The 21179-nt window shown below is 56.4% G+C and carries 19 protein-coding genes; 11 read left to right on the top strand and 8 right to left on the bottom strand.

Translation table 11 applies throughout. The annotated features are described in order from the left end of the window. The first annotated feature begins 76 nt into the window (after positions 1-76). The 4 genes from QLG21_RS13925 to QLG21_RS13910 all read left to right on the top strand — a co-directional run bounded on the left by QLG21_RS13925 (position 77) and on the right by QLG21_RS13910 (position 2074). Positions 77-658 (top strand): NAD(P)H-dependent oxidoreductase, encoded by a 582-nt coding sequence (locus QLG21_RS13925; RefSeq protein WP_006178551.1) that lies wholly within the window; start codon positions 77-79, stop codon positions 656-658. Positions 659-686: 28 nt separating this feature from the next. Then, positions 687-1001 carry a putative quinol monooxygenase gene (locus QLG21_RS13920; protein ID WP_006178552.1) on the top strand — a complete coding sequence of 105 codons (315 nt, stop codon included), beginning with the start codon at positions 687-689 and terminating at the stop codon, positions 999-1001. Positions 1002-1085: 84 nt separating this feature from the next. Next, on the top strand, positions 1086-1526 hold the full coding sequence (lysM, locus tag QLG21_RS13915) for a peptidoglycan-binding protein LysM (RefSeq protein WP_006178553.1): 441 nt from the start codon (positions 1086-1088) through the stop codon (positions 1524-1526). Between the two features lie 20 nt (positions 1527-1546). Next, positions 1547-2074, top strand: coding sequence for a hypothetical protein (locus tag QLG21_RS13910; RefSeq protein WP_137272676.1), 528 nt, complete (start codon positions 1547-1549; stop codon positions 2072-2074). Positions 2075-2089: 15 nt separating this feature from the next. Here the strand turns inward: QLG21_RS13910 and QLG21_RS13905 are convergent, their stop codons facing one another. The 3 genes from QLG21_RS13905 to QLG21_RS13895 are packed head-to-tail and all read right to left on the bottom strand — an operon-like array spanning position 2090 to position 6417. Further along, positions 2090-3277, bottom strand: coding sequence for a glycoside hydrolase family 88 protein (locus QLG21_RS13905; protein WP_101736964.1), 1188 nt, complete (start codon positions 3275-3277; stop codon positions 2090-2092). A gap of 27 nt (positions 3278-3304) precedes the next feature. Beyond that, on the bottom strand, positions 3305-4570 hold the full coding sequence (locus QLG21_RS13900; protein WP_006178556.1) for an oligosaccharide MFS transporter: 1266 nt from the start codon (positions 4568-4570) through the stop codon (positions 3305-3307). 32 nt (positions 4571-4602) lie between these two features. Then, positions 4603-6417, bottom strand: a complete 1815-nt coding sequence (locus tag QLG21_RS13895; RefSeq protein ID WP_282484623.1) for a DUF2264 domain-containing protein — start codon at positions 6415-6417, stop codon at positions 4603-4605. Positions 6418-6583: 166 nt separating this feature from the next. Between QLG21_RS13895 and QLG21_RS13890 the strand changes: the two genes are divergently transcribed. From QLG21_RS13890 to QLG21_RS13870, 5 genes are all read left to right on the top strand, one after another. Beyond that, positions 6584-7423, top strand: a complete 840-nt coding sequence (locus QLG21_RS13890; protein ID WP_042322006.1) for an AraC family transcriptional regulator — start codon at positions 6584-6586, stop codon at positions 7421-7423. Between the two features lie 253 nt (positions 7424-7676). Next, a complete protein-coding gene (locus QLG21_RS13885) occupies positions 7677-8312 on the top strand; it encodes a response regulator transcription factor (protein ID WP_137903647.1) in 636 nt (211 codons plus the stop codon). After that, positions 8299-11451: a transporter substrate-binding domain-containing protein gene (locus tag QLG21_RS13880; RefSeq protein WP_282484622.1), complete on the top strand. Its 3153-nt coding sequence runs from the start codon at positions 8299-8301 to the stop codon at positions 11449-11451. Before QLG21_RS13885 ends, QLG21_RS13880 begins: the two co-directional genes overlap by 14 nt. A 126-nt stretch (positions 11452-11577) precedes the next feature. Further along, positions 11578-12012: a DUF1090 domain-containing protein gene (locus QLG21_RS13875; RefSeq protein ID WP_282484621.1), complete on the top strand. Its 435-nt coding sequence runs from the start codon at positions 11578-11580 to the stop codon at positions 12010-12012. Between the two features lie 54 nt (positions 12013-12066). Beyond that, positions 12067-14190 carry a fimbria/pilus outer membrane usher protein gene (locus QLG21_RS13870; protein WP_282484620.1) on the top strand — a complete coding sequence of 708 codons (2124 nt, stop codon included), beginning with the start codon at positions 12067-12069 and terminating at the stop codon, positions 14188-14190. Positions 14191-14258: 68 nt separating this feature from the next. On the opposite strand, the gene parE is transcribed toward QLG21_RS13870, so the two are convergent. From parE to nudF, 5 genes are read right to left on the bottom strand one after another with little or no spacing between them, the layout of a single operon-like run. Then, positions 14259-16151: a DNA topoisomerase IV subunit B gene (gene parE / locus QLG21_RS13865; protein ID WP_153682075.1), complete on the bottom strand. Its 1893-nt coding sequence runs from the start codon at positions 16149-16151 to the stop codon at positions 14259-14261. Between the two features lie 28 nt (positions 16152-16179). Continuing rightward, on the bottom strand, positions 16180-16761 hold the full coding sequence (yqiA, locus tag QLG21_RS13860) for an esterase YqiA (RefSeq protein ID WP_058610749.1): 582 nt from the start codon (positions 16759-16761) through the stop codon (positions 16180-16182). Continuing rightward, positions 16761-17588, bottom strand: coding sequence for a 3',5'-cyclic-AMP phosphodiesterase (gene cpdA, locus QLG21_RS13855; protein WP_137903650.1), 828 nt, complete (start codon positions 17586-17588; stop codon positions 16761-16763). Before cpdA ends, yqiA begins: the two co-directional genes overlap by 1 nt. A gap of 27 nt (positions 17589-17615) precedes the next feature. Beyond that, positions 17616-18038 carry a DUF1249 family protein gene (locus QLG21_RS13850; RefSeq protein WP_006178567.1) on the bottom strand — a complete coding sequence of 141 codons (423 nt, stop codon included), beginning with the start codon at positions 18036-18038 and terminating at the stop codon, positions 17616-17618. Next, positions 18035-18667 (bottom strand): ADP-ribose diphosphatase, encoded by a 633-nt coding sequence (gene nudF, locus QLG21_RS13845; RefSeq protein ID WP_282484619.1) that lies wholly within the window; start codon positions 18665-18667, stop codon positions 18035-18037. The genes QLG21_RS13850 and nudF overlap by 4 nt, the downstream gene beginning before the upstream one ends. Before the next feature lie 204 nt (positions 18668-18871). Between nudF and tolC the strand changes: the two genes are divergently transcribed. Further along, the gene (tolC, locus tag QLG21_RS13840) at positions 18872-20350 is read left to right on the top strand and encodes an outer membrane channel protein TolC (RefSeq protein WP_042322011.1); all 1479 of its coding nucleotides are present in this window, start codon (positions 18872-18874) and stop codon (positions 20348-20350) included. Between the two features lie 161 nt (positions 20351-20511). Beyond that, a complete protein-coding gene (locus tag QLG21_RS13835) occupies positions 20512-21177 on the top strand; it encodes a DUF1190 family protein (RefSeq protein WP_006178573.1) in 666 nt (221 codons plus the stop codon). Positions 21178-21179: the final 2 nt, after the last annotated feature.

Raw genomic sequence — 21179 nt, 5'->3', positions numbered from 1 at the left:
TGCACATTTTGCCTATTTTACCGCCCCGTTCTCGCGCGTAGACTGTCCGGCATACTCTCATCGTCGAGGACAAATAATGAGCAATATTCTGATTATCAACGGCGCGAAAGAATTCGCGCACTCTAAAGGCCAGTTGAATGACACCCTGACCGAGGTCGCGGACGGTTTCCTGCGCGACGCCGGGCATGATGTCAGGGTGGTGCGCGCGGACGGCGATTACGATGTTAAAGCAGAAGTGCAGAACTTCCTGTGGGCCGATACCATCATCTGGCAGATGCCGGGCTGGTGGATGGGTGCACCGTGGACCGTGAAAAAATACATGGACGACGTGTTCACCGAAGGCCACGGCTCCCTGTATGCCAGCGACGGTCGTACCCGCTCTGATGCGTCTAAAAAGTACGGATCAGGCGGCCTGATCCAGGGGAAAAAATACATGCTCTCCCTGACCTGGAACGCACCAATTGAGGCCTTTACCGAGAAAGATCAGTTCTTTGAAGGCGTGGGCGTAGACGGCGCATATTTGCCATTCCACAAGGCCAATCAGTTCCTGGGCATGACCCCGCTGCCGACCTTTATCGTCAATGACGTGATTAAAATGCCTGATGTCCCACGCTATATCGCAGAATATCGCAAGCATCTCGCGGAGATTTTTGGTTAACTGGAAGCCTGACATCAGGAGAAACGATATGCTTACCGTAATTGCAGAAATTCGTACGCGTCCAGGCCAACATCACCGTCAGGCGGTGCTGGATGAGTTTGCAAAAATTATCCCAACCGTGCTGAAAGAAGAAGGCTGCCACGGCTATGCGCCGATGATTGATGCCGCCACCGACGCCAGCTTCCAGGCCACCGCGCCGGACTCCATCATCATGGTTGAGCAGTGGGAAACCGTGGCGCACCTTGAAGCACACCTGCAGACCGCGCACATGAAAACGTGGAGCGACGCGGTGAAAGGGAACGTGCTCGACACCCATATCCGTATTCTGGAGCAGGGCGTCTGATCCTTCCTTCCCTCTCCTTTCGGAGAGGGAAATTTCTGTGACCTGCTATGCTTATTCTGACTTCATGTTTAACAGGAGGATGGAATGGGTCTTTTTAATTTCGTAAAAGAAGCAGGCGAAAAACTGTGGGACAACCTGACCGACCACAAAGGTCAGGGCGACAAAATCGCCGAACACCTCAAGAAACTGAATATTCCCGGCTCGGATAAGGTCCAGGTTAACGTCACCGATGGCAAAGCCAGCGTGACCGGCGATGGGCTGACGCAGGAGCAGAAAGAAAAAATCCAGGTTGCCGTCGGGAACATCGCGGGCGTGAGCGAAGTGGAAAACAACATCACCGCGACCGATGCCAAAGACGAAGCCACCTACTACACGGTGAAATCCGGCGATACCCTGAGCGCCATCTCCAAAACCGTGTACGGCGATGCCAACCAGTACAACAAGATTTTCGAAGCTAACCGCCCGATGCTCTCCAGCCCGGATAAAATCTATCCCGGGCAGACGCTGCGTATTCCTAAAGCCTGATAGCAACGGAACGCGAACGGATGAAGATAGCCTGCCTTGGCTGGGGTTCGTTAATCTGGAAGTACGGCCCGCTGCCTGTCGCCGGTGAGTGGCAACCTGACGGGCCGTCTCTGCCCGTCGAGTTTTGCCGGGTCAGCGACGGCGGTGAGCTGGCGACCGCCCTCTGTATGAATGCCCCTGCGGTACCGGTGCTATGGGCCTGGCTCAGCGTGAATTCGCTAAGCCAGGCCTGCGACGCGCTGCGCAAGCGGGAGGCCATTCCGCAGTCGCGCTGCGACGGCATCGGCTCCCTGCTGATTGCCGGGCGCAGTACCGGTGTCCTCTCGACGTGGGCAGCGGAAAAGGGCATCGATGCTCTCATCTGGACCGGGCTGCCGCCCCGCAGCGCGAGCCTGGAAGGCCGCGTTCCCACCGTTGACGAGGCAATTGCCTATCTGGACAGCCTTAGCGGTGAGACGCGCGCCCATGCGCAGGACTACTTCCGTCGCGTACCGGCGCAAATCAGTACGCCCTATCGCAGGGCGATTTCCGACGTGCTGGGGTGGTGATCCGCCCCGGCATTTTTACCAGTACAGCTTCCAGCTCTGAGTGAACCGCACCAGCGCTTCCACGTAGAAGTAATCCCCCCAGCTTGCACACTCATCCACCCCTTTGTTGCTCGCCAGATGGTAAACCGAGTGCTTCAGCAGCCCGTTGCCCTTCTCTTCTTTGCCCATCAGATAGTGTTTCGTCAGCGAAGACATGATCCCTTTTGCCCATTCCAGATACCGTTCCCGGTCCGGGTCCGTAACCGGCAGATGTTTCACCAGCTCCAGCAGGCCGCACACCGCAATCGCCGCCGATGACGAATCGCGCAGCGCGTCGGTGCCCACCAGCGCCAGATCCCAGTGGCAGACGTTGTCTTCCGGCAGGCGGTTAAGGAAGTAGTTTGCCAGCCGTTTTGACAGGCCGATCATCGTCTCATCGCCGGTATAGATGTAGCTCAACAGGAAGCCGTAAATGCCCCAGGCCTGCCCGCGCGACCAGCAGGAGTCATCTGCGTAGCCCTGCTGGGTGTTGCCGTAGCGCGGTGCGCCCGTCACGACATCCATATAGTAGGTGTGGAACGTCGAGGCATCGTCGCGAATAAGATAGGTCGCCGCCTGCATGACGTGGGCTTTTGCCGCCTCCGCGAAGCGCGGATCGCCGGTTTGTTCGCTCGCCCAGTAGAGCAGCGGCAGGTTCATGTTGCAGTCGATGATCATACGCCCGGCCTGCTCGGGATCGGTCAGATCGCCCCACGCCTGGACGATCTTCGCCCGCGCGTGAAAACGCTCCAGCAGCGCTTGTGCCGCCAGCAGTGAAAAGCCGCGCGCTTCACGGTTGCCGGTCAGCCGCCAGGCCGCTACGCAGGAGAGCGTATAGAGGAAACCCAGATCGTGGGTATTGGTGTCGCTGCGCCCGGCGATGCGCAGGCCAAACGAGCGCACGTGCTTCTCCGCCAGCGCGCGGAATTTTTCTTCGCCGCTCATCTCCCACGCCAGCCACAGCTGCCCGGTCCAGAAGCTGGTGGTCCACTCCACGTTGTCCGTCAGTGGATAAAAACCGTCCTGACAGGTTTCCGCCGGGAACTGCTCACCGAACTCGGTTACGTGACGGCTAATCAACTCGAGGACGTGGCTGCGCGCCGAACTCAGCTCATCGCTAAACGCGCGTGAATCGACGGGCGTGGCGATGGCGTTCAGGCGTTCCTCTTTGATACGACTTAACATATTTCGGTTCCTTCTTTGACGGCATAATTAACGTGAAGTGGGCTCGGCTACGTTCAGCGTACGGCTCCCACGCCACTTGCTCTGGCAGGCGGAGAGGGTAAACGCAGAGATCAGGGTAAAGGTCAGCGCCGTGGCGCCCATGATGATATAGGTCTGCTCGAAGCCGATGCGGTCATACATATAGCCGGCAGGCGATGACACCACCACGTTGCCGACGTACAGCATCGCCTGATAGCCCAGCAAATACATGGTGGCATTTACGCGTTTGTCGAAATGCTCGGCGATATATTTAAATACGGAGACCAGCAGCAGGCAGATTTCCAGCCCGTACAGCGGCTTAAGCACGGAAATTAACAGGTGTGAATCGCACATCCCGGAAATAATCAGACGCGCCCCGACCACCAGCCCGACAATTAACAGCCCGCGTTTAGCGCCGATAAAATTAACGAACAGCGGGATCACCATATACATCACGAATTCCATTCCCGACTGCACGGTCCCCAGATAGCCAAAGACGGCGTTGCCCTGGTGAATATCGTCGAAGAAGGTGACGAAATAGCGCGAGAATTGCTGCTCGGCAATAAACATCATCCACGCCACACCCGCCACGTACAGGCAGAAGGCCCAGAATTTACGATTCCGCAGCAGGGCGTACACGTCCGACGGCGCGATTTTTTCTTTGGTCAGCACCTCACCTGCGTGAACGGAGTTAGTGTTCACTTTCAGGCTCAGCAGGACAATCAGCATCACCACCGACGCCACGCTGCCCATAATAAAGTTATAGGCCGGAGAGAGGTTAAACAGCAGACCTGAGAAGGAGGACGCCACCGCCCAGCCGAGCGAGCCCCACATGCGAATTTGTCCAAACTCCATGCCGTTTAAACGGCTGAAGCGGTCGGAATAGGATTCGCACGCCGCCACGCCCGCATACCAGGCAAAGCTCAAATAGAGCGCGCCAATAATTATCCCCAGCATGGTGTTGGACATTAATAGCGGCTGATAAACGTAGATAAAGAACGGTGCCATCAGGGCAGACATTGCCACCACAAAATAGAGCAGGTATTTGCTCATGCCGATCTTATCGAGAATATAGCCGTAGATCGGTTTCAGAATAACCGAGAAAATACCGTTCACCGCAAAGACGGTGCCAATGACCGACCCGCTAAGATTGGCTTTTTGCCCGAGCCAGATCGCCAGCAGGCCAATACTGGCGGACCAGGTAAAGAAATACAGAAAAATAAAACTGCTGATTTTGTAATATTCGGTTCTGTTTGTTGTAGATGGTCTTTTCATAGCATCCTCGCCAACGAGTAGGGGCCAGAGTTTTATAAAGTGAACGACAGCTGGCGTTCACTTCCGGGGTCGCGAATAACGACCTGGTCAGGGGTCATGGTCAGCTGCGGCGTAGCCGCAATCCGGTGTTGCTCGCTGGCGAAGACGGCGCAACAGAGCCAGCTTTCCCCTTGCGGGAGTTCCGTTTTGAGCAGGGGGATGGAGGCGCACTCCGCAAACATCACGCTGCTGTTAGGCGGCGTGACGAGGCTGTCCGGCTGGCGCGTAAGCGCAGGAGAGAGATCGACAATCACGCTGCTGCCGTTGCTGGCCGCCAGATAACAGCCGCGATCGCGGATCTGAGGGTCGGTTTTCATCACCGCAAATCCGCCCTCCGCCGTTTGCAGTTTCCGCGCGCTGTGAATGCGGTGCAGACGCAGATGCCATTCGCCGAACGGGATTTGCCAGGTGTCGATATGCACGTCGCACCACGGAGACCAGCGCGAGTAGAGGTAATTTTCCTCGACGCGCACCGCATCACACGCCCGGCGGCCACGAAAGTAATCGTCCCCGTCGGCCAGCAGCAGCATGGAGTCGCACGCCGCGTGTTTCAGGCCAAAGCGTCCGCGCTCAAGGGTGAAGCCGAAGCGGCTGGAGTAGGCGAATTTGGTGTATTTGGCCTCGGTGTTGACGTAATTGTTCAGCTCAAGCTGACCGGCGGTGAGCATGGTGACGTGCTGCGACTCGTCCGCGTGCATCAGGATCTGCGCCGCATGCGGGAGCACGCGTTTTTCGGCCAGCGCGGGAAGCGGCGCTTCCCCGGCCTGCCAGAACGGATGCGTCTCCGGCAGGGCCAGGATCAGAAAGGTTTTCAGCGCCCAGTACGGCGACCCCGGCGAGTTGTAGTCCTCACACATCGCCAGGTTGGGATAAGCAAAACCGAGCGTCAGAATGCCGTCGCGATCGGCAATGGGCCGCTGCTGCCACCAGCGTAAATGGCGCAGCACAATGCCCTTCACGATGCCCGGTGTGAATACCTCAAGCCCGGAAAAGGCCACCGCGCTCCAGAAAGCGACCATCGCGAAGCGGTAGGTCAGACTACGGCCAAACGGCACCGACGCACCGTCGGCGGCGGACCAGTAGATAAAGTCTTCGGCGAACAGGCGCGACCGCTCACGCAGGATCTGCCCCCTCTCCTCATCACCGCTGAGCGTGGCGTAAATCAGGCCGTAGAAGTGGAATGCCATTGAGATGTAATAATCTTTTGGCCGACCGGGGCCGTCGGAATACCAGCCGTCGCCTAAATAGTAAGCCTCCATCAGCGCAAAACGGCGATCGATAGCCTGCTGGTCGTACGGCAGTCCGGCGCGCCTGAAGCCGAGCTGCACCATGATGGCGAAGTAGTTCCAGTTACTGTCCGGCATTTGCGCATCGGTGATTTGGTTGAGCCACGCGTGCAGGTTCATGACCTCGCGCTCGCTGAAGCGGTCGGTGAGTTTTTCCCCGAGCAGCGCAAGCCCCAGTCCGTAGGCCGCCATCTCCACCAGACGCTGATCGTAGGGGGCGGTTTCTCCCCAGTAACCCGCGCTGAGCGGATCGGTGCCGAGCCGGATCGCCTCAATGTACTTGTCGCTGAACGGGGCGGCATCGCCGGAGGCCATCAGCGGAAACAGCCCCCACAGCGCGCGCGACAGCCCTTCCATCTGCGCAATTTCCGTCGCGTAATGCGCACAGGTCTCGCCGAGTGAGAAACGCGACTGCCCTGCCGGAAACTGTGCATCCAGCGCGCCGAGCATGGCATTGAGAGACGCCACCACGTCCTGGCGTGAAGACAACGGATTTGATGTTTTCTGATTTGCCGCCCACATACTTTCGCCCTCGTAATCAACTGCGGCAAAGCATAGTGAATCCGCGAGCTGGAGAAATGTTAGCCAGGTCACAGGTGCGAACGATAACTAAACCCGCAGTTGAGAAAATTTAAAAAGGTGGTTTATAACGATAGCCAGACGAGGAAAAGTTGAGTTTTATTGCACTATGCGCGACACGCCGACAGCCGATTATCTGGAGTTGATTACCCTGAACGACGCGGTGGGATCGTTCAGCCGTCTGTTTGCCAATACCGTGCGTTACCATCACTGGCATCAATGCCTGGAGATCCTCTACGTCGAAGAAGGGTTTGGCGTGGTGATCGTCGATAACCGCCACTACACCATGCGTCCCGGACGGCTGTTTTTCTTCCCTCCCTTCACCCTGCACAAGGTGAGAGTGGATGAGCAGGCGCAGGCCCTGTATCGACGCACCATCATCCATCTCGACCAGCATGCGGTCCTGAAGGTGTTGCGTGATTTTCCCCATGCCCGGCAGCGGCTGCAAAGGCTCTCCTTTCGCGGTGCAGAGGCGTGGGTAGCGGACCTGGCGCATTGCCATGGTCATCTCGTGCATCTGTTTAACTGTTACCGGCCACCGATGAACAGCGAGAACATTGCCTCGCTGCTCATCAGCCTGTTCGCGATGCTGCCGGACGATAACGACGGCGCACCGGGCAACAGCCAGGGGATCGCCAGCCAGGCGATGTTCTGGCTGGATGAACATTATCAGGAGAAATTTCGCCTCGACGCGCTGGCGCACGAACTGGGGAAATCGCGCAGCTATGTGTCGCGAAAATTCCATGCCGAAACCGGCGAGAAAATTCACGACTACCTGAATACGCTCCGGCTGCGAAAAGCCTGCGAGTGCTTATTGCACAGCGATGCGAGCGTGCGCGAGATAGCGACACGGGTCGGGTTTTCCGACGTCACCTGGTTTATCAGCGCGTTTAAAAAAGGGATTGGCGAGACGCCGTTGCAGTACAGGAAGAACCATGCGAACCGATGAGCGGCTTTATTGCCGGATGGCGGCTGCAATTTCATTAGGCAATATCTTAATTATCCCGGCAGCTCGCGAAAGAGGGCTTTTAATTTAATTCTTTATTCGGAATAAACCGCGCTGAAATAGTAAAAGTTGCCTTAATCCTAAATCCAAAATCTTAAATCCAGCCTTTTACTATATCGTTCTTATCCGCTGTTGATTACTATATTGCCCCTCAGGTCGACGGAGTCAGTGAGGCCACCAAAAGGACAAGGGTAGTATGATTTCGATTTTGCTTGTAGACGATCATCCAGCAATCTGCTTTGCATTAAAAGTACTTCTGGAAAAGCACGGAGATATGACCGTCAGTACCTCTACGGGTGAGAACCTGCTGTCCCAACTGCATCAGCAGCGCCCGGACTTATTAATCCTGGATCTCGAACTTAAGCACGCCGATGGCCTCGACCTGTTACCCCGAATTAAACAACACCTCCCGGAACTTAACATTCTGGTCTTTACCAGCCAGTCAGCAGGTTTATATGCGCTGAGAACGCTCCACGCCGGGGCGCAGGGGTTTATCAATAAAAATATGCCGCTGGAAAACGTTGAGCCACTGTGCCGGCTCATTATGGCGGGCTACCAATGTTTTCCCGAAGGGACGCTGTTCAAAGCCGCCAGCATCAATGAAAAAAACGATGCGTCTGAATCACTATCAAGCCGCTTCTCGGATCGCGAAATTGCCGTTCTCAATTATCTGAAACAGGGTAAGAGTAACAAAGAGATTGCCGATCTGCTGATGCTCAGCAATAAAACCATCAGCACCTATAAAACCCGGATGCTGCAAAAATGTGGCTGCGACGATCTCAACCAGCTTATCTCGCTTGTCTTCAGAGAGTCTGATAATGAGAATACTTAGCGGACTGCTGCTGTTACTCGTCGCTTTTATGGCACAAGGTGCGACAGCGCAGGAACCCCTTAAGCTTCTCTCCCGAAGCATGGAGACGATTGCCGACCCGGGACTCAGTGCAAGCGAATGGCGCTGGCTGCGTGAACACCGCAAAATCCGCCTGGCCGTCTGGTTGCCGATGTCGCCGCCCTATGACATTACCACCGGCCTGAACGATTACGGTGGCATCAATGCCGATTTCCTCGGCCTGGCGGCCGATAATCTTGGCGTCGAAATAGACGTTATTCGCTACCCAAACTATGACGCTGCGCTGGAGGCGTTACGCGCAGGGGAAGCAGACTTCATCGCGCAGGCCAGCGATAACCAGCAAAATCAGGGGCTGATACTGAGCCATCCCTACAGCCCAAATGCTGCCGTTGAAGTGGTCAATAACGAAGCCACACAGGATGATGCGGTCAGAAAGATTGCCATCGCGCCGGGCTACGATCCTCAACGCGTCCTGCAGCGTTACCCGAACGCGGAGATCGTCCCCTTCTACTCACCGCGCCACGCGCTGGAAGCACTCGCGTTTCGAAAAATCGACCTTTTCTTTTGCGATGGCGTTACCGCCCGCTATCTGGTGAACCAGTCCAACATCAGCAACTTACTCATACGCCCCCTCGACACCCCCTTTCCCGTGTCAGGATTTTCCTTTGCGGCAATGCCAAAGATGCACATGTGGGTAAGGGTGCTGAATAACTTTCTGGCCGCGTTGCCGGAAAGTGCAAGCGTAGAGATACACCGTCGGTGGAATGGCGGCATCCCGCTTTCACTGAGCGAGCAGAAACCGGTCTTTACCTCGCTGGAAAATAAATGGATTGATGAGCACAAACGCATACGGGTGGCCGTGGCCGAGGATAACCCACCGATCGCCTTTTTTGATGACGGTGACCAGATGCGTGGCATCATCGCCGATGTCCTGACCGCATTGCAGCTCCGCACCGGGTTTACCTTTGTCATCCAGCGTTTTCCTACCCAAAGGGCGGCCCTGGCGTCGGTGAAAGCGGGAAAATCGGATTTGGTTGCAGGCGTGACGCAGGGGGACATCTGGCGCACTGATTTACTGACCACCCGTACCTGGCTCTATAACTCCTGGGTGATGGTCGGGCAAGCGCATTCTGTTCCGGGTGCGGTGAGTCCTGGCGTGCTCAGCCTGGATGGGCAGTCGCCAGAAGAGTGGTTACGTAAGCAGAGCGGAGGCCAAACGGAAAAAGTCGACACCTGGCGACAGGGGCTCAACCGCATCGTTCACAGCCACGACAAGATGATGGCCATGCCGTTGATCGTCGCCAATACGCTTCTGGCGAATAAAGAGTATGCCGCGCTCCGTATTCTGGGAAGTATCGACATCGACCCGATGCGATTCTCATTCGGGGCGTCCCGTCAGTCCTGGCCTTTAATTACCATTCTCAATAAAGCGCTCATTAATATTCCGCCGGAGGATCTCCATGCCCTGACCCGTGGCGGAAATGCCGGTAACAGCTTCACGTCGACCGGGCCAAAACAGGTAGCGCTGAGCACGGTATTGACCGTCGGACTGGCTATCATGGTTCTCCTCTGCCTCGCCGCCGCCTGGGGTTATCGCCGCCATCGGCGCGCTCAGCAGCGAATGCTGAAGATCATGTCGGCCCAGCGACAATCCAGAAATCGTGCCCATCGCGCCAGCCGTGCGAAGAGCGTGTTTCTGACCACCATGAGCCACGAGATACGCACGCCTATCGGCGCAATCATGGGGATGCTGGAACTCGTCATGAAGCGCCCTGGCGATACCCAGCAAAACCGCCAGTCGGTACAGGTGGCGTGGGATGCGGCCCAGGCCCTGCTGCAGTTGATTGGCAACATACTTGATGTGTCGCGTATTGAATCTGGCCGCCTGGTGCTTCGCCCCGAGCGGGCCTCGCTGCGCAAGCTGATTGAGGAGCCCGCGATGTTGTTCGAAGGCATGGCGGCGCAAAAAGGGCTGGCCTTCATGCTGGAACGTGATGCCGAACTGCAGGAGGACGTGCTGGTCGATCGCAGCCGTTTCAGGCAGATTTTGGTTAATATCGTCGGAAATGCGATCAAATTTACCGAACGCGGGCAGATAACGCTGAGCGTGCAGCTCGACGGACGTGACGAGGGCTATCTGCTGTTGCGTATCACGGTCGTCGATACCGGCGAAGGTATCGACGAGGCCACCCGGCAGCGGTTGTTCCAGCCCTTCGCTCAGGGAAACACCCGTAACGTCGCACAGGGGAGCGGGCTGGGCCTGTATATCTGCCGCACGTTAACAATGATGATGGGCGGCAGTTTAGCGATCCACAGCGAGCCTGGACATGGAACGACGGTCACGGTCTCCCTTAAGCTGCCGGTAATGGCAGAACGCCAGGATGTTCCTGATATACAGCCCGCGTCGCCGCTTTCCCGCCCCTCTCTGCGCGTTTTGATTGTCGATGATAATCCCGTGGGCAGAATGGTATTAAGCCAGCAGCTGAGCTGGCTCGGCCACCGCGCAATCGGCGCCGACAGCTCAGCCTCTGCGCTGGAAACGCTAAAGCAGGCGCAACCTGATGCGGTGATCACCGATTGCAATATGCCTGGCATGAGCGGGTTCGAACTGGCGCAGTTCATCTGTGCGCACTTCCCCGACATTGCGGTCTTTGGCGCGACGGCAGACGCACGTGAAGTTGTCCGTGAGATGGCAAGAGAAGCAGGCATGCGCGACTGTCTGTTCAAGCCGGTCACGCTCACTATGCTGGCGGAACTGCTGGCTCCTCTGAAGGGATCAGTCCCGGTCGCCGAAGAGCCGCAAGACGCATTGGCGTGTAACCTGCCGCCCGAGCTGCTGGAAGCGGATAATCTGCCCCTGTTTCTTTCGCTCCAGATGTCGGTCATTGATGAATCCCTTGCCCACTTGCGCGCCTGGCTCGCCGCGCCAGAAACCTCACTGCGTGAGACGCTGCACAAACTGCGCGGCGGACTGGCGTTACTGGGCGTGCCCGCGTTGATAGCCCGCTGTGAAGCACAGGAAGCCACCCCGGACCACGACGGGATCCACCAGCTGTTAACTGAACTTGCGCAGCTACGCGCCGCGTTACAGCGTTGGCACGATTCAGGACGACAACCTTAATCCACGTCCTACATGCGTTGAGGACGCGTCTGCATCGTTTTGGCTATCCGCGTTGCAGTACTCTTTTGTTCACAGGAGATTGCCGGAGCATCTGCTCAGGCAATACATCAACAAAGGAGAAAGACCATGAAGAAATTAGTTTCCGTTCTGTCTGTCGTTGCCGCTGTGGGTATGTTCGCTACAGCATCAGCACACGCCGCTGAAAGCTGTGCAGCTAAAAGCGCAGCGCTGGAAAAAGAGATCAAAATTGCCCAGCAGTATGGCAATACCTACAAAGTGAATGGCCTGAAAAAAGCCCTGGCAGAAGTTAAAGCCCACTGTACTAACGCAAGCGTTCTGGCTGATGCCCAGAAAGACGTGCGCAAGCTGGAGAAAAAACTGGCTGAAAAACGTGGCGACGTTGCTGAAGTTCAGGCCGATCTGGCAGAAGCTAAAGCGAAGGGCAATGCCAAGAAGATCGCCAAGTACCAGAAAAAACTGGCAGAAAAGCAGGCGGATCTGCGTGAAATCCAGCAGGAGCTGAACCAGGCTCGCGCTGAGCTGGCAGCCCTCAATAAATAAGCCATCGCGAGCTTAATCGTGGGCAGCAAACGCTGCCCACGGTATTGACGCAAAATGCAGATCCACTATGCAATCCGAGTGTTGGTGCTGTTACTGACAGCAAACGCTGCGTCTGCAAATGAAAAGACATGGGTGATTCTTAACAACGACTATAAAGGCTCAATCTTTCTTGATTTTCAATCCGATAAACCCTGCCTGACGCGTCCTCTGCTTGAAGAGTGGGGCGTAAAATCCACCGTACTTGATAAGCTTCACTGGGATACCAGGGCGTGTCTGAGCGCCGACTCGGCGAACGCCTTCGATCTCCAGTTCTGGTATCGTCCGGATGCCAACCTGCTCACGCTTTTATTTCCCCAGGAGGCGTTTAATCCGCAACAAAACGGGGTCAGTACCAGCCGCTGGAATGATGGAATCAATGCCCTGTTTGTTAACTACCGGCTGGACGTCAATAACCAACGCGCGCAGTACCGTTGGGATACGCCGGGCACCGATGCAACGCTCGCGCTGGAAAACGGCCTTAACGTCGGGCCATGGCGCATGCGCTACCAGAATACATTCTGGCGAGAGGCAGACCGCCAGCACGGCTCTTACAGTAATTCAGCTTCTGTCTGGCGCAGCATCACGTCTATGCGATCCCGGCTTAATCTTGGCGACGGTTACACCTCATCGAACCTGTTCGACAGTATGTCCTATCGGGGGGTGTCCCTTGCCAGCGATGAGGCGATGTTCCCGGATAGCTGGCGGCCCTATTCACCGCTGATTAACGGCTATGCGCGCAGCGAAGCGGAAGTTACCCTTCGTCAGAACGGCGAGCGCGTCTATCGCATCCACGTCCCACCGGGGCCGTTTGTTATCCGTGATTTTTACCCGCCAGATTCGCAGGGCAATCTTGAGCTGACGATTCAGGAGAGCGACGGGAGCGAGCGTACCCGGTACATTCCGTACTCGATCATGCCCAATCTGGTGCAGTATAAAATGTTCAGTTACGAGCTGGTCGCCGGGCGTTATAAGCCCTTTCACGGCGTGGAACTGGAGAAAGATCGTTTCTGGCAGAGCACGCTCTCCTGGGGCGTCGCCCCGCGCGCCACCGTATTTGGCGGCGTACAGCAGGGCGAGAATTACGTCAGTCATGTTGTGGGATTGGGCGGCAATATGGGCAAATGGGGAGCGTTGTCTGCCGATGTGCGTAACGCCCATTACAGCCAGCAGGGTAAAGCGCTCAGCGGCAGCGTCGGGCGAATGCGTTATGCAAAAACATTTTTCCAAACCGAAACCAGCCTTAACGCCCAACTTCAGTGGTACCCGCGCGGTAGCCAGTATCGTTCGCTTGAGGAGCGGTTAAACCGCGCCTCGGTGCTGGCCTGGGGTCTGGATGATGACACCACCCAGCGTAGCCTTGAAAGCCAGGTTGAGCTGACGCAAAACTTCGACGAAAACTCGAGTCTCAGCCTCTCCTGGCGCTGGCTGAAATCACGCACTCGCGCAGCGGGCAGCAACAGCCTCACCCTGAGCCTGGACGCCAGCTGGCAGGACGTCGATTTGTCGCTGTATGGCAGCTATGACCGCTACGGCGACTCTGCCCCGGAATCGACGCTGGGGATTAATATCAGCATCCCCTTCAGCACTGGAAGCCATTTTACCAATGTGGCACTGGTGTCCGACCTCGCCAGTCGGAATAAGAATACCCATGGAATCAACATTAATGGCTCGGCACTGGACGATTATAGCCTGCGTTATGACGTGACGGCGGAGCATAGCGAACACGGGAACGATGCCCTGAAAAGCAGTATCGGCTATCAGTACAACAGCGGAGAACTGAACGTCAGTATGACCCGCAGCGGCACGCAACGTGATTATCATGGCGACGTCAGCGGCAGCGTGCTGGTATATCAGGAGGGGGTTGTCCTGGGCCAGACGCTGGGAAGTACTGCGGCATTGGTTCAGGTGCCAGGTTCGGCGAAGATTGGGTTTTATAACCAGTTCGGTTCGACCACCAACGCAAATGGCGATCTGCTGGTGAGTTACCTCACGCCCTGGCGCGTAAACCGCATCACGGTAGACAGCTTTAGCCTGCCAGAAGGAACCGATATGGATGTGAATGAGCTGGAGACCGTGCCCACCGATGGCGCGATTGTGAATCTGCGCTTTTTGAAACCGGAAAAAACAGAGGTTCGCTGACGGGATTATGGCGCAACGCCCAGGTAGCCGGAGATCCCTCAGCCTCGTGGAGGCTGAGGGCCAGTGCATCAGGCTTCAATGTCCGCCATATCGCCTTTCTCCTGCAGCCAGTTACGTCGATCTTCTGAACGTTTCTTGGCCAGCAGCATATCCATCATGGCGTTGGTTTGCTGTTCGTCTTCGTCGCTGATCGTCAGCTGCACCAGACGGCGGGTGTTTGGATCCAGGGTGGTTTCACGCAGCTGCATCGGGTTCATCTCGCCCAGCCCTTTAAAGCGCTGTACGTTCGGTTTGCCCTTCTTGCGTCTGAGCTGATCCAGCACGCCTTCTTTCTCTTCTTCCGTCAGCGCGTAGTAAACCTCTTTGCCGAGGTCGATACGGTACAGCGGCGGCAGCGCAACGTGGACGTGGCCGTTTTTCACCAGCGTACGGAAGTGCTTCACGAACAGCGCGCACAGCAGCGTGGCGATGTGCAGCCCGTCGGAGTCCGCATCCGCAAGGATACAGATCTTGCCGTAGCGCAGCTGGCTCAGATCCTCGCTGTCCGGATCGATGCCGATCGCGACAGAGATATCGTGGACTTCCTGCGAGGCCAGTACTTCATCAGAGGAGACCTCCCAGGTATTCAGGATCTTACCCTTAAGCGGCATGATCGCCTGATATTCGCGATCGCGCGCCTGCTTGGCGGATCCGCCCGCCGAGTCCCCTTCGACCAGGAACAGCTCGGTGCGATTAAGATCCTGCGCGGTACAGTCCGCCAGCTTGCCCGGCAGCGCGGGGCCGCTGGTCAGCTTTTTACGCACAACTTTCTTCGCCGCACGCAAACGACGCTGCGCGCTGGAGATCGCCAGTTCGGCCAGCATTTCTGCCGCCTGCACGTTCTGGTTCAGCCACAGCGTAAAGGCATCTTTGACCACGCCTGAAACGAAGGCCGCGCACTGACGCGACGAGAGGCGCTCTTTTGTCTGGCCGGCAAACTGCGGATCCTGCATCTTCACGGAGAGTACGTAGGCGCAGCGATCCCAGATATCTTCCGCCGAGAGCTTCACGCCGCGCGGCAGAATGTTGCGGTATTCACAGAACTCGCGCATCGCATCGAGCAGACCCTGACGCAGGCCGTTGACGTGCGTCCCGCCAAGCATAGTCGGGATCAGGTTGACGTAGCTTTCAGTCAGCAGCTCGCCGCCTTCCGGCAGCCACAGCAGCGCCCAGTCGACCGCTTCGGTATCGCCTGAGAAATTACCCACAAAAGGTTTCTCTGGCAGCGTCGGCAGGCCGTTTACCGCTTCGCACAGGTAGTCGTTTAGACCATCGGCGTAACACCAGGTTTGTTCGGTATTATTGACGTTATCTTTAAAGGTGATTTCCACGCCCGGGCACAGCACCGCTTTGGCTTTCAGCAGGTGCGTCAGGCGAGACACCGAGAAACGTGGGCTGTCGAAGAAGCTCCCGTCAGGCCAGAAGTGGACGCTGGTGCCGGTGTTGCGTTTACCGCAGGTGCCGACAACCTGTAAGTCCTGTACTTTTTCGCCGTTTTCAAAGGCGATGTTGTACACCTGGCCGTCGCGGCGAACGTTCACTTCAACGCGTTTAGACAGGGCGTTAACCACGGAGATCCCCACGCCGTGCAGGCCGCCGGAGAACTGGTAGTTTTTGTTGGAGAATTTACCGCCCGCATGCAGACGGCAGAGGATCAGCTCAACGGCCGGGACCCCCTCTTCCGGGTGAATATCCACCGGCATGCCGCGCCCGTCATCGATGACTTCCAGCGACTGATCGGCGTGCAGGATAACATCGACGCGTTTGGCATGGCCTGCCAGCGCTTCGTCCACACTGTTATCAATAACTTCCTGGCCCAGGTGGTTTGGGCGCGTCGTATCGGTGTACATCCCCGGGCGGCGGCGAACCGGCTCAAGCCCGGTGAGTACCTCAATGGCATCAGCGTTATAGGTTTGCGTCATGATTTAAACTAGCAATTCGCATTGATTGTCAGAGGCTTTGCAGTCCAAGAAAATCGACAATCTGGGTGAAATGATCCTCAAAGCCCGTGAAAGCATGATTTCCGCCCTCTTCTACAGTTTGGCGGCAGGATGCGTAATACGCCACTGCCTGGCGGTAATCCAGCACTTCATCACCCGTCTGCTGCAGCAGCCAGATAAGATCGGGCGCTTCCAGCGGGTCTACCTGCATGACTTTGAGGTCGTAAATATGGCGTGACTCTAGCACATATTGTTGTCCGGTGTAGGGGTTCTCGTTTTGCCCGAGAAAGTCCCTCAGCAGCTCAAACGGGCGTACCGCCGGGTTAACCACCACGGCGGGCACCATAAACGCTTGCGACAGCCAGGTGGCGTAATATCCGCCGAGCGACGATCCCACAATGCCAAGCGACTCTCCGCCATGTTCCAGCACAATGGATTCCAGCATCTCCGCCGCGTCTGCCGGATAGGGCGGCAACTGGGGGACGATCATCTCAACGTGCGGATGATGCTCGCTCAGCCACTGGCGAAACAGCGTCGCTTTTGCAGAGCGCGGGGAGCTGTTGAATCCGTGTAAATAGAGAAGCGTCGACATCAATAGCCTTCTGAAGCGGTATCGGGACGAAATTCTGCGCCTGACAACCGGCAGACTTCCGTGGTCAGAGTGCCGTCGGCATGCAGTTCCAGCCACCGCCAGCCCGGCGCGATGGTATCCAGCGTAAAGCTGTCGCAGTGCGGCTTGAACTGTACGCAGGTCGAAGGGGTAGCCAGCAGGCGGCGACCGTTCCAGTCGAGATCCTGCTCCTGGTGAATGTGCCCGCACAGCAGGTTTTTCACGTGCGGGAATTTCACCAGCACTCTGTCCAGCGCGGCCGAATTGCGCAGGCTGTGTTGATCAAGCCAGCTACAGCCGGCAGGCAGAGGGTGATGATGAAGCAAAAGCAGCGTATGCCGCGCAGGCTCAGCGGCCAGTTTGCTCTCCAGCCAGTCGAGCTGAAAGTCGCTCAGTTCACCGTGAGGAACGCCAAACACCTGACTGTCGAGCAGCAGAACTTGCCACTGTTCGCCGAGGAAAACACACTTCGCCGGGGAGATCCCCGCCTCCTGAAGCGAGCTATACATGGCAGGCTGAAAGTCGTGATTGCCCGGCAACCAGACGCAAGGTGCGCTGAAGCTCGCGATGCCTTCAGAAAAATGCTGATAGGCCGCGGAGGATTGATCCTGCGCCAGATCGCCCGTTGCGACAATCAAATCGCAGTGGCGGTTTTCGGCATGAATCGCGCTTAATACAGCCTGATAACTCTCCCAGGTATTCACGCCCAGCAAAGTCTCATGCTTTTCGGCAAAAAGGTGAGTATCGGTGATTTGTAATATCCTGACTGGCGCCCCACCAGCAACAGTCAGGTTCAACAGGCTTTCCAAATGGTGTCCTTAGGTAGGTTTATGACGCTAACAAACCGGAATCGCCATTGCTCCATGTGCTAAACAATATCTTAGCCAGTCGGCTAAAAACTGGTTAATTTGATGCTTTTCGTCGCGTTGATGCAACTTTTTATTGGGATAATCATACCGCGCTTTGAAGCGAAAGATCTGCTGGCTTGAACACACTTCAGCGACCATTGCGTCATGATAGAGGCGTACCGACATCGACGGCAGGCTCCAGTAGCTAATGGTGGGCGCGGTTTGTTCTATCTCGACCAGGGTCGTGTAACGCGTTGATTCTGTAATAGTTAACCGGTACTGCGCGTTGCTCACCTGATAGCTAACCGTTTCGCCGGGTGCGTCGTTTCGCGGCAGCAGGCGGCGCAGCTGGGCGAAATTGGTTTCGCACAGGCGCATCATTTCTGGGAAGTCAGGTGTATAACGCTTCATTTTAACCACTCGTTTCTTAATTTCTGATGATGCAGCTGCAGCCATTGCAGGGCGATGACAGACGCTGCGTTGTCGATTTTCCCCTCTTCTACCCACTGGTAAGCCTGTTCCCGGTTCACCACATGAACACGAATGTCTTCGTTTTCATCAGCCAGACCATGAATCCCTTTCGCGGTCGTGGCGTCCACTTCGCCTACCATAATAGATAAACGTTCGCTCGTGCCGCCTGGGCTTGCCAGATAGCTCAGCACGGGCTGCGTTCTGCCGACGACCAGCCCCGCCTCTTCCTGCGCTTCGCGGCGGGCAACGTCCTCTACGGACTCGCCTTCTTCGATCATCCCGGCCACCATCTCCAGCAGCCACGGGCTTTCGCTGACATCATACGCCGCAATACGGATCTGCTCGATCAGCACCACTTCATCACGCACTGGGTCAAAGGGTAGCAAGACAGCCGCATGGCCGCGCTCAAAAATTTCACGTTTAATTTCACCGCTCATCTCGCCGTTAAATAAGCGATGCCTGAAACGGTAAAGATCCATTGAAAAAAAACCGCTATAAAGCGTTTCTCGTGCAATAATTTCTACATCGTTTTTGGTGAAAGTCACTGGCAACTTTTCTGGTTTTTGCATGAGTCATGTCCTGGTAGCAATAGTGATGAAATTGTGAATTTCAAGTCTGTTTGGCTGCCGTTTGTAAGGCTATATGGTAGATTGGTGCAAATTACCGCCAGATGGCACGTAACGCCAACCTTTTGGTGCGGATGATTCTGTTAGAATCGGCAATAATTTTTTAATTTGATCAGCGCTAATACTGCTTCACAACAAGGAATGCAAATGAAGAAATTGCTCCCCATCCTTATCGGCCTGAGCCTGACGGGCTTCAGTTCAATGAGCCAGGCAGAGAACCTGTTACAGGTCTACCAGCAGGCACGTCTGGGCAACCCTGATTTACGTAAATCAGCGGCCGATCGTGATGCTGCGTTTGAAAAGATTAACGAAGCACGTAGTCCGCTGCTGCCGCAGCTGGGCCTGGGTGCTGATTATACCTACGGTAATGGATACCGCGATAATAATGGCGTCAACTCCAACGCCACCAGCGCGTCGCTGCAGTTAACGCAGACCCTGTTTGATATGTCCAAATGGCGTGCGCTGACTCTTCAAGAAAAGAGCGCGGGTATCCAGGATGTGACCTATCAGACCGATCAGCAGACGCTGATCCTGAACACCGCTACCGCGTACTTCAACGTGCTGAGCGCCATTGACTCGCTCTCCTACACCGAAGCGCAGAAACAGGCCATTTACCGTCAGTTGGATCAAACCACCCAGCGTTTCAACGTGGGCCTGGTGGCGATCACCGACGTGCAAAACGCCCGTTCACAGTACGACAGCGTGCTGGCGAACGAAGTGACCGCGCGTAACAACCTCGATAACGCGCTGGAATCGCTGCGTCAGGTGACCGGTAACTACTACCCTGAGCTGGCCTCCCTGAACGTGGACAGCTTCAAAACCGATAAGCCGCAGGCCGTCAACGCGCTGCTGAAAGAAGCAGAAAACCGCAACCTGGCGTTATTGCAGGCGCGTCTGAGCCAGGATCTGGCCCGCGAGCAGATCCGTCAGGCACAGGATGGTCACCTGCCAACGCTGAGCCTGAGCGCATCAACCAGCGTATCCGATACCACCTACAGCGGCTCCAAAACCAATACTCAGGCCTATGACGACAAAAATATCGGTCAGAATCAGGTTGGCCTGAGCTTCTCCCTGCCGCTGTACCAGGGCGGAATGGTGAACTCTCAGGTGAAACAGGCGCAGTACAACTTTGTTGGCGCAAGCGAGCAGCTCGAAAGCGCGCACCGCAACGTGGTGCAGACCGTTCGTTCGTCATTCAACAACGTGAACGCCTCTATCAGCAGCATCAACGCCTATAAACAAGCCGTGGTGTCTGCGCAAAGTTCACTGGATGCAATGGAAGCCGGTTACTCCGTCGGTACACGTACTATCGTCGACGTGCTGGACGCAACCACCACGCTGTACAACGCCAAACAGCAGCTCTCCAGCGCCCGTTATCAGTACCTGATTAACCAGCTGAACATCAAGCAGGCACTGGGTACGCTGAACGAACAGGATCTGCTGGCGCTGAACAATGCGCTGGGCAAACCGGTCTCGACGTCGCCTGAAAGCGTCGCGCCGGAAAACCCACAGCAGGACGCCGCCGTTGATAATTTTAACGGTAACGGCAATGCGCCTGTCGCGCAGCCTGCCTCTGCGCGTACGACCGCGCCTGCCGGCAACGGTAACAACCCGTTCCGTCAATAAGCCCTGCCTTCCCTCTCCTGGCTAACGGGAGAGGGAGAACCCATATCACACCTGAACGTAAGTCAACGTAAAGACCCCCTGATTTCGCCCCTCTTCGCTTCATTTTCAACCACTCATCCTCTATCCTGAGCGTTATCACCACTGGGTCCTGGAAGACAAAGATGAAACGGACAAAAACGATTAATCACGCTTCGTTCCGCAAAAGCTGGAACGCGCGTCACCTCACACCGGTCGCGCTGGCGATTACCGCCGTCTTTATGCTGGCGGGCTGTGAACAAAATGACGAAACCGTCTCGATGTATCAAAACGCCGACGACTGTGCGTCCGCGACCGGTAACGCAGCTGAATGTAAAACGGCCTACAACAACGCCCTGAAAGAAGCGGAACGTACCGCGCCGAAATATGCCTCACGCGAAGACTGCGTGGCGGAGTTTGGTGAAGGCCAGTGCCAGCAGGCACCTGCGCAGGCAGGCATGGCGCCGGAAAACCAGGCGCAGGCGCAGTCCAGCGGCAGCTTCTGGATGCCGCTGATGGCGGGTTATATGATGGGCCGTCTGATGAGCGGCGGTGCAGGCTACCAGCAGCAGCCGCTGTTTAGCTCCAAAAATCCAAACAGCCCGGCGTACGGCAAATATACCGATGCCAGCGGCAAAAACTACGGCGCTGCCACGCCGGGTCGTAGCATGACCGTACCGAAAACGGCAATGGCACCGAAACCGGCGACCACCAGCACCGTCACCCGTGGCGGCTTCGGTGAATCCGTCGCGAAACAAAACACCATGCAGCGCAGCGCAACGGGTTCTTCAACTCGCTCAATGGGCGGCTGATC

This window comes from Enterobacter sp. V87_3, assembly GCF_029967835.1.
GTDB lineage: Bacteria > Pseudomonadota > Gammaproteobacteria > Enterobacterales > Enterobacteriaceae > Enterobacter > Enterobacter cancerogenus.
Note: the sequence above shows the minus strand (reverse complement) of the source record. Positions and strands in the feature narration are given on the sequence as shown.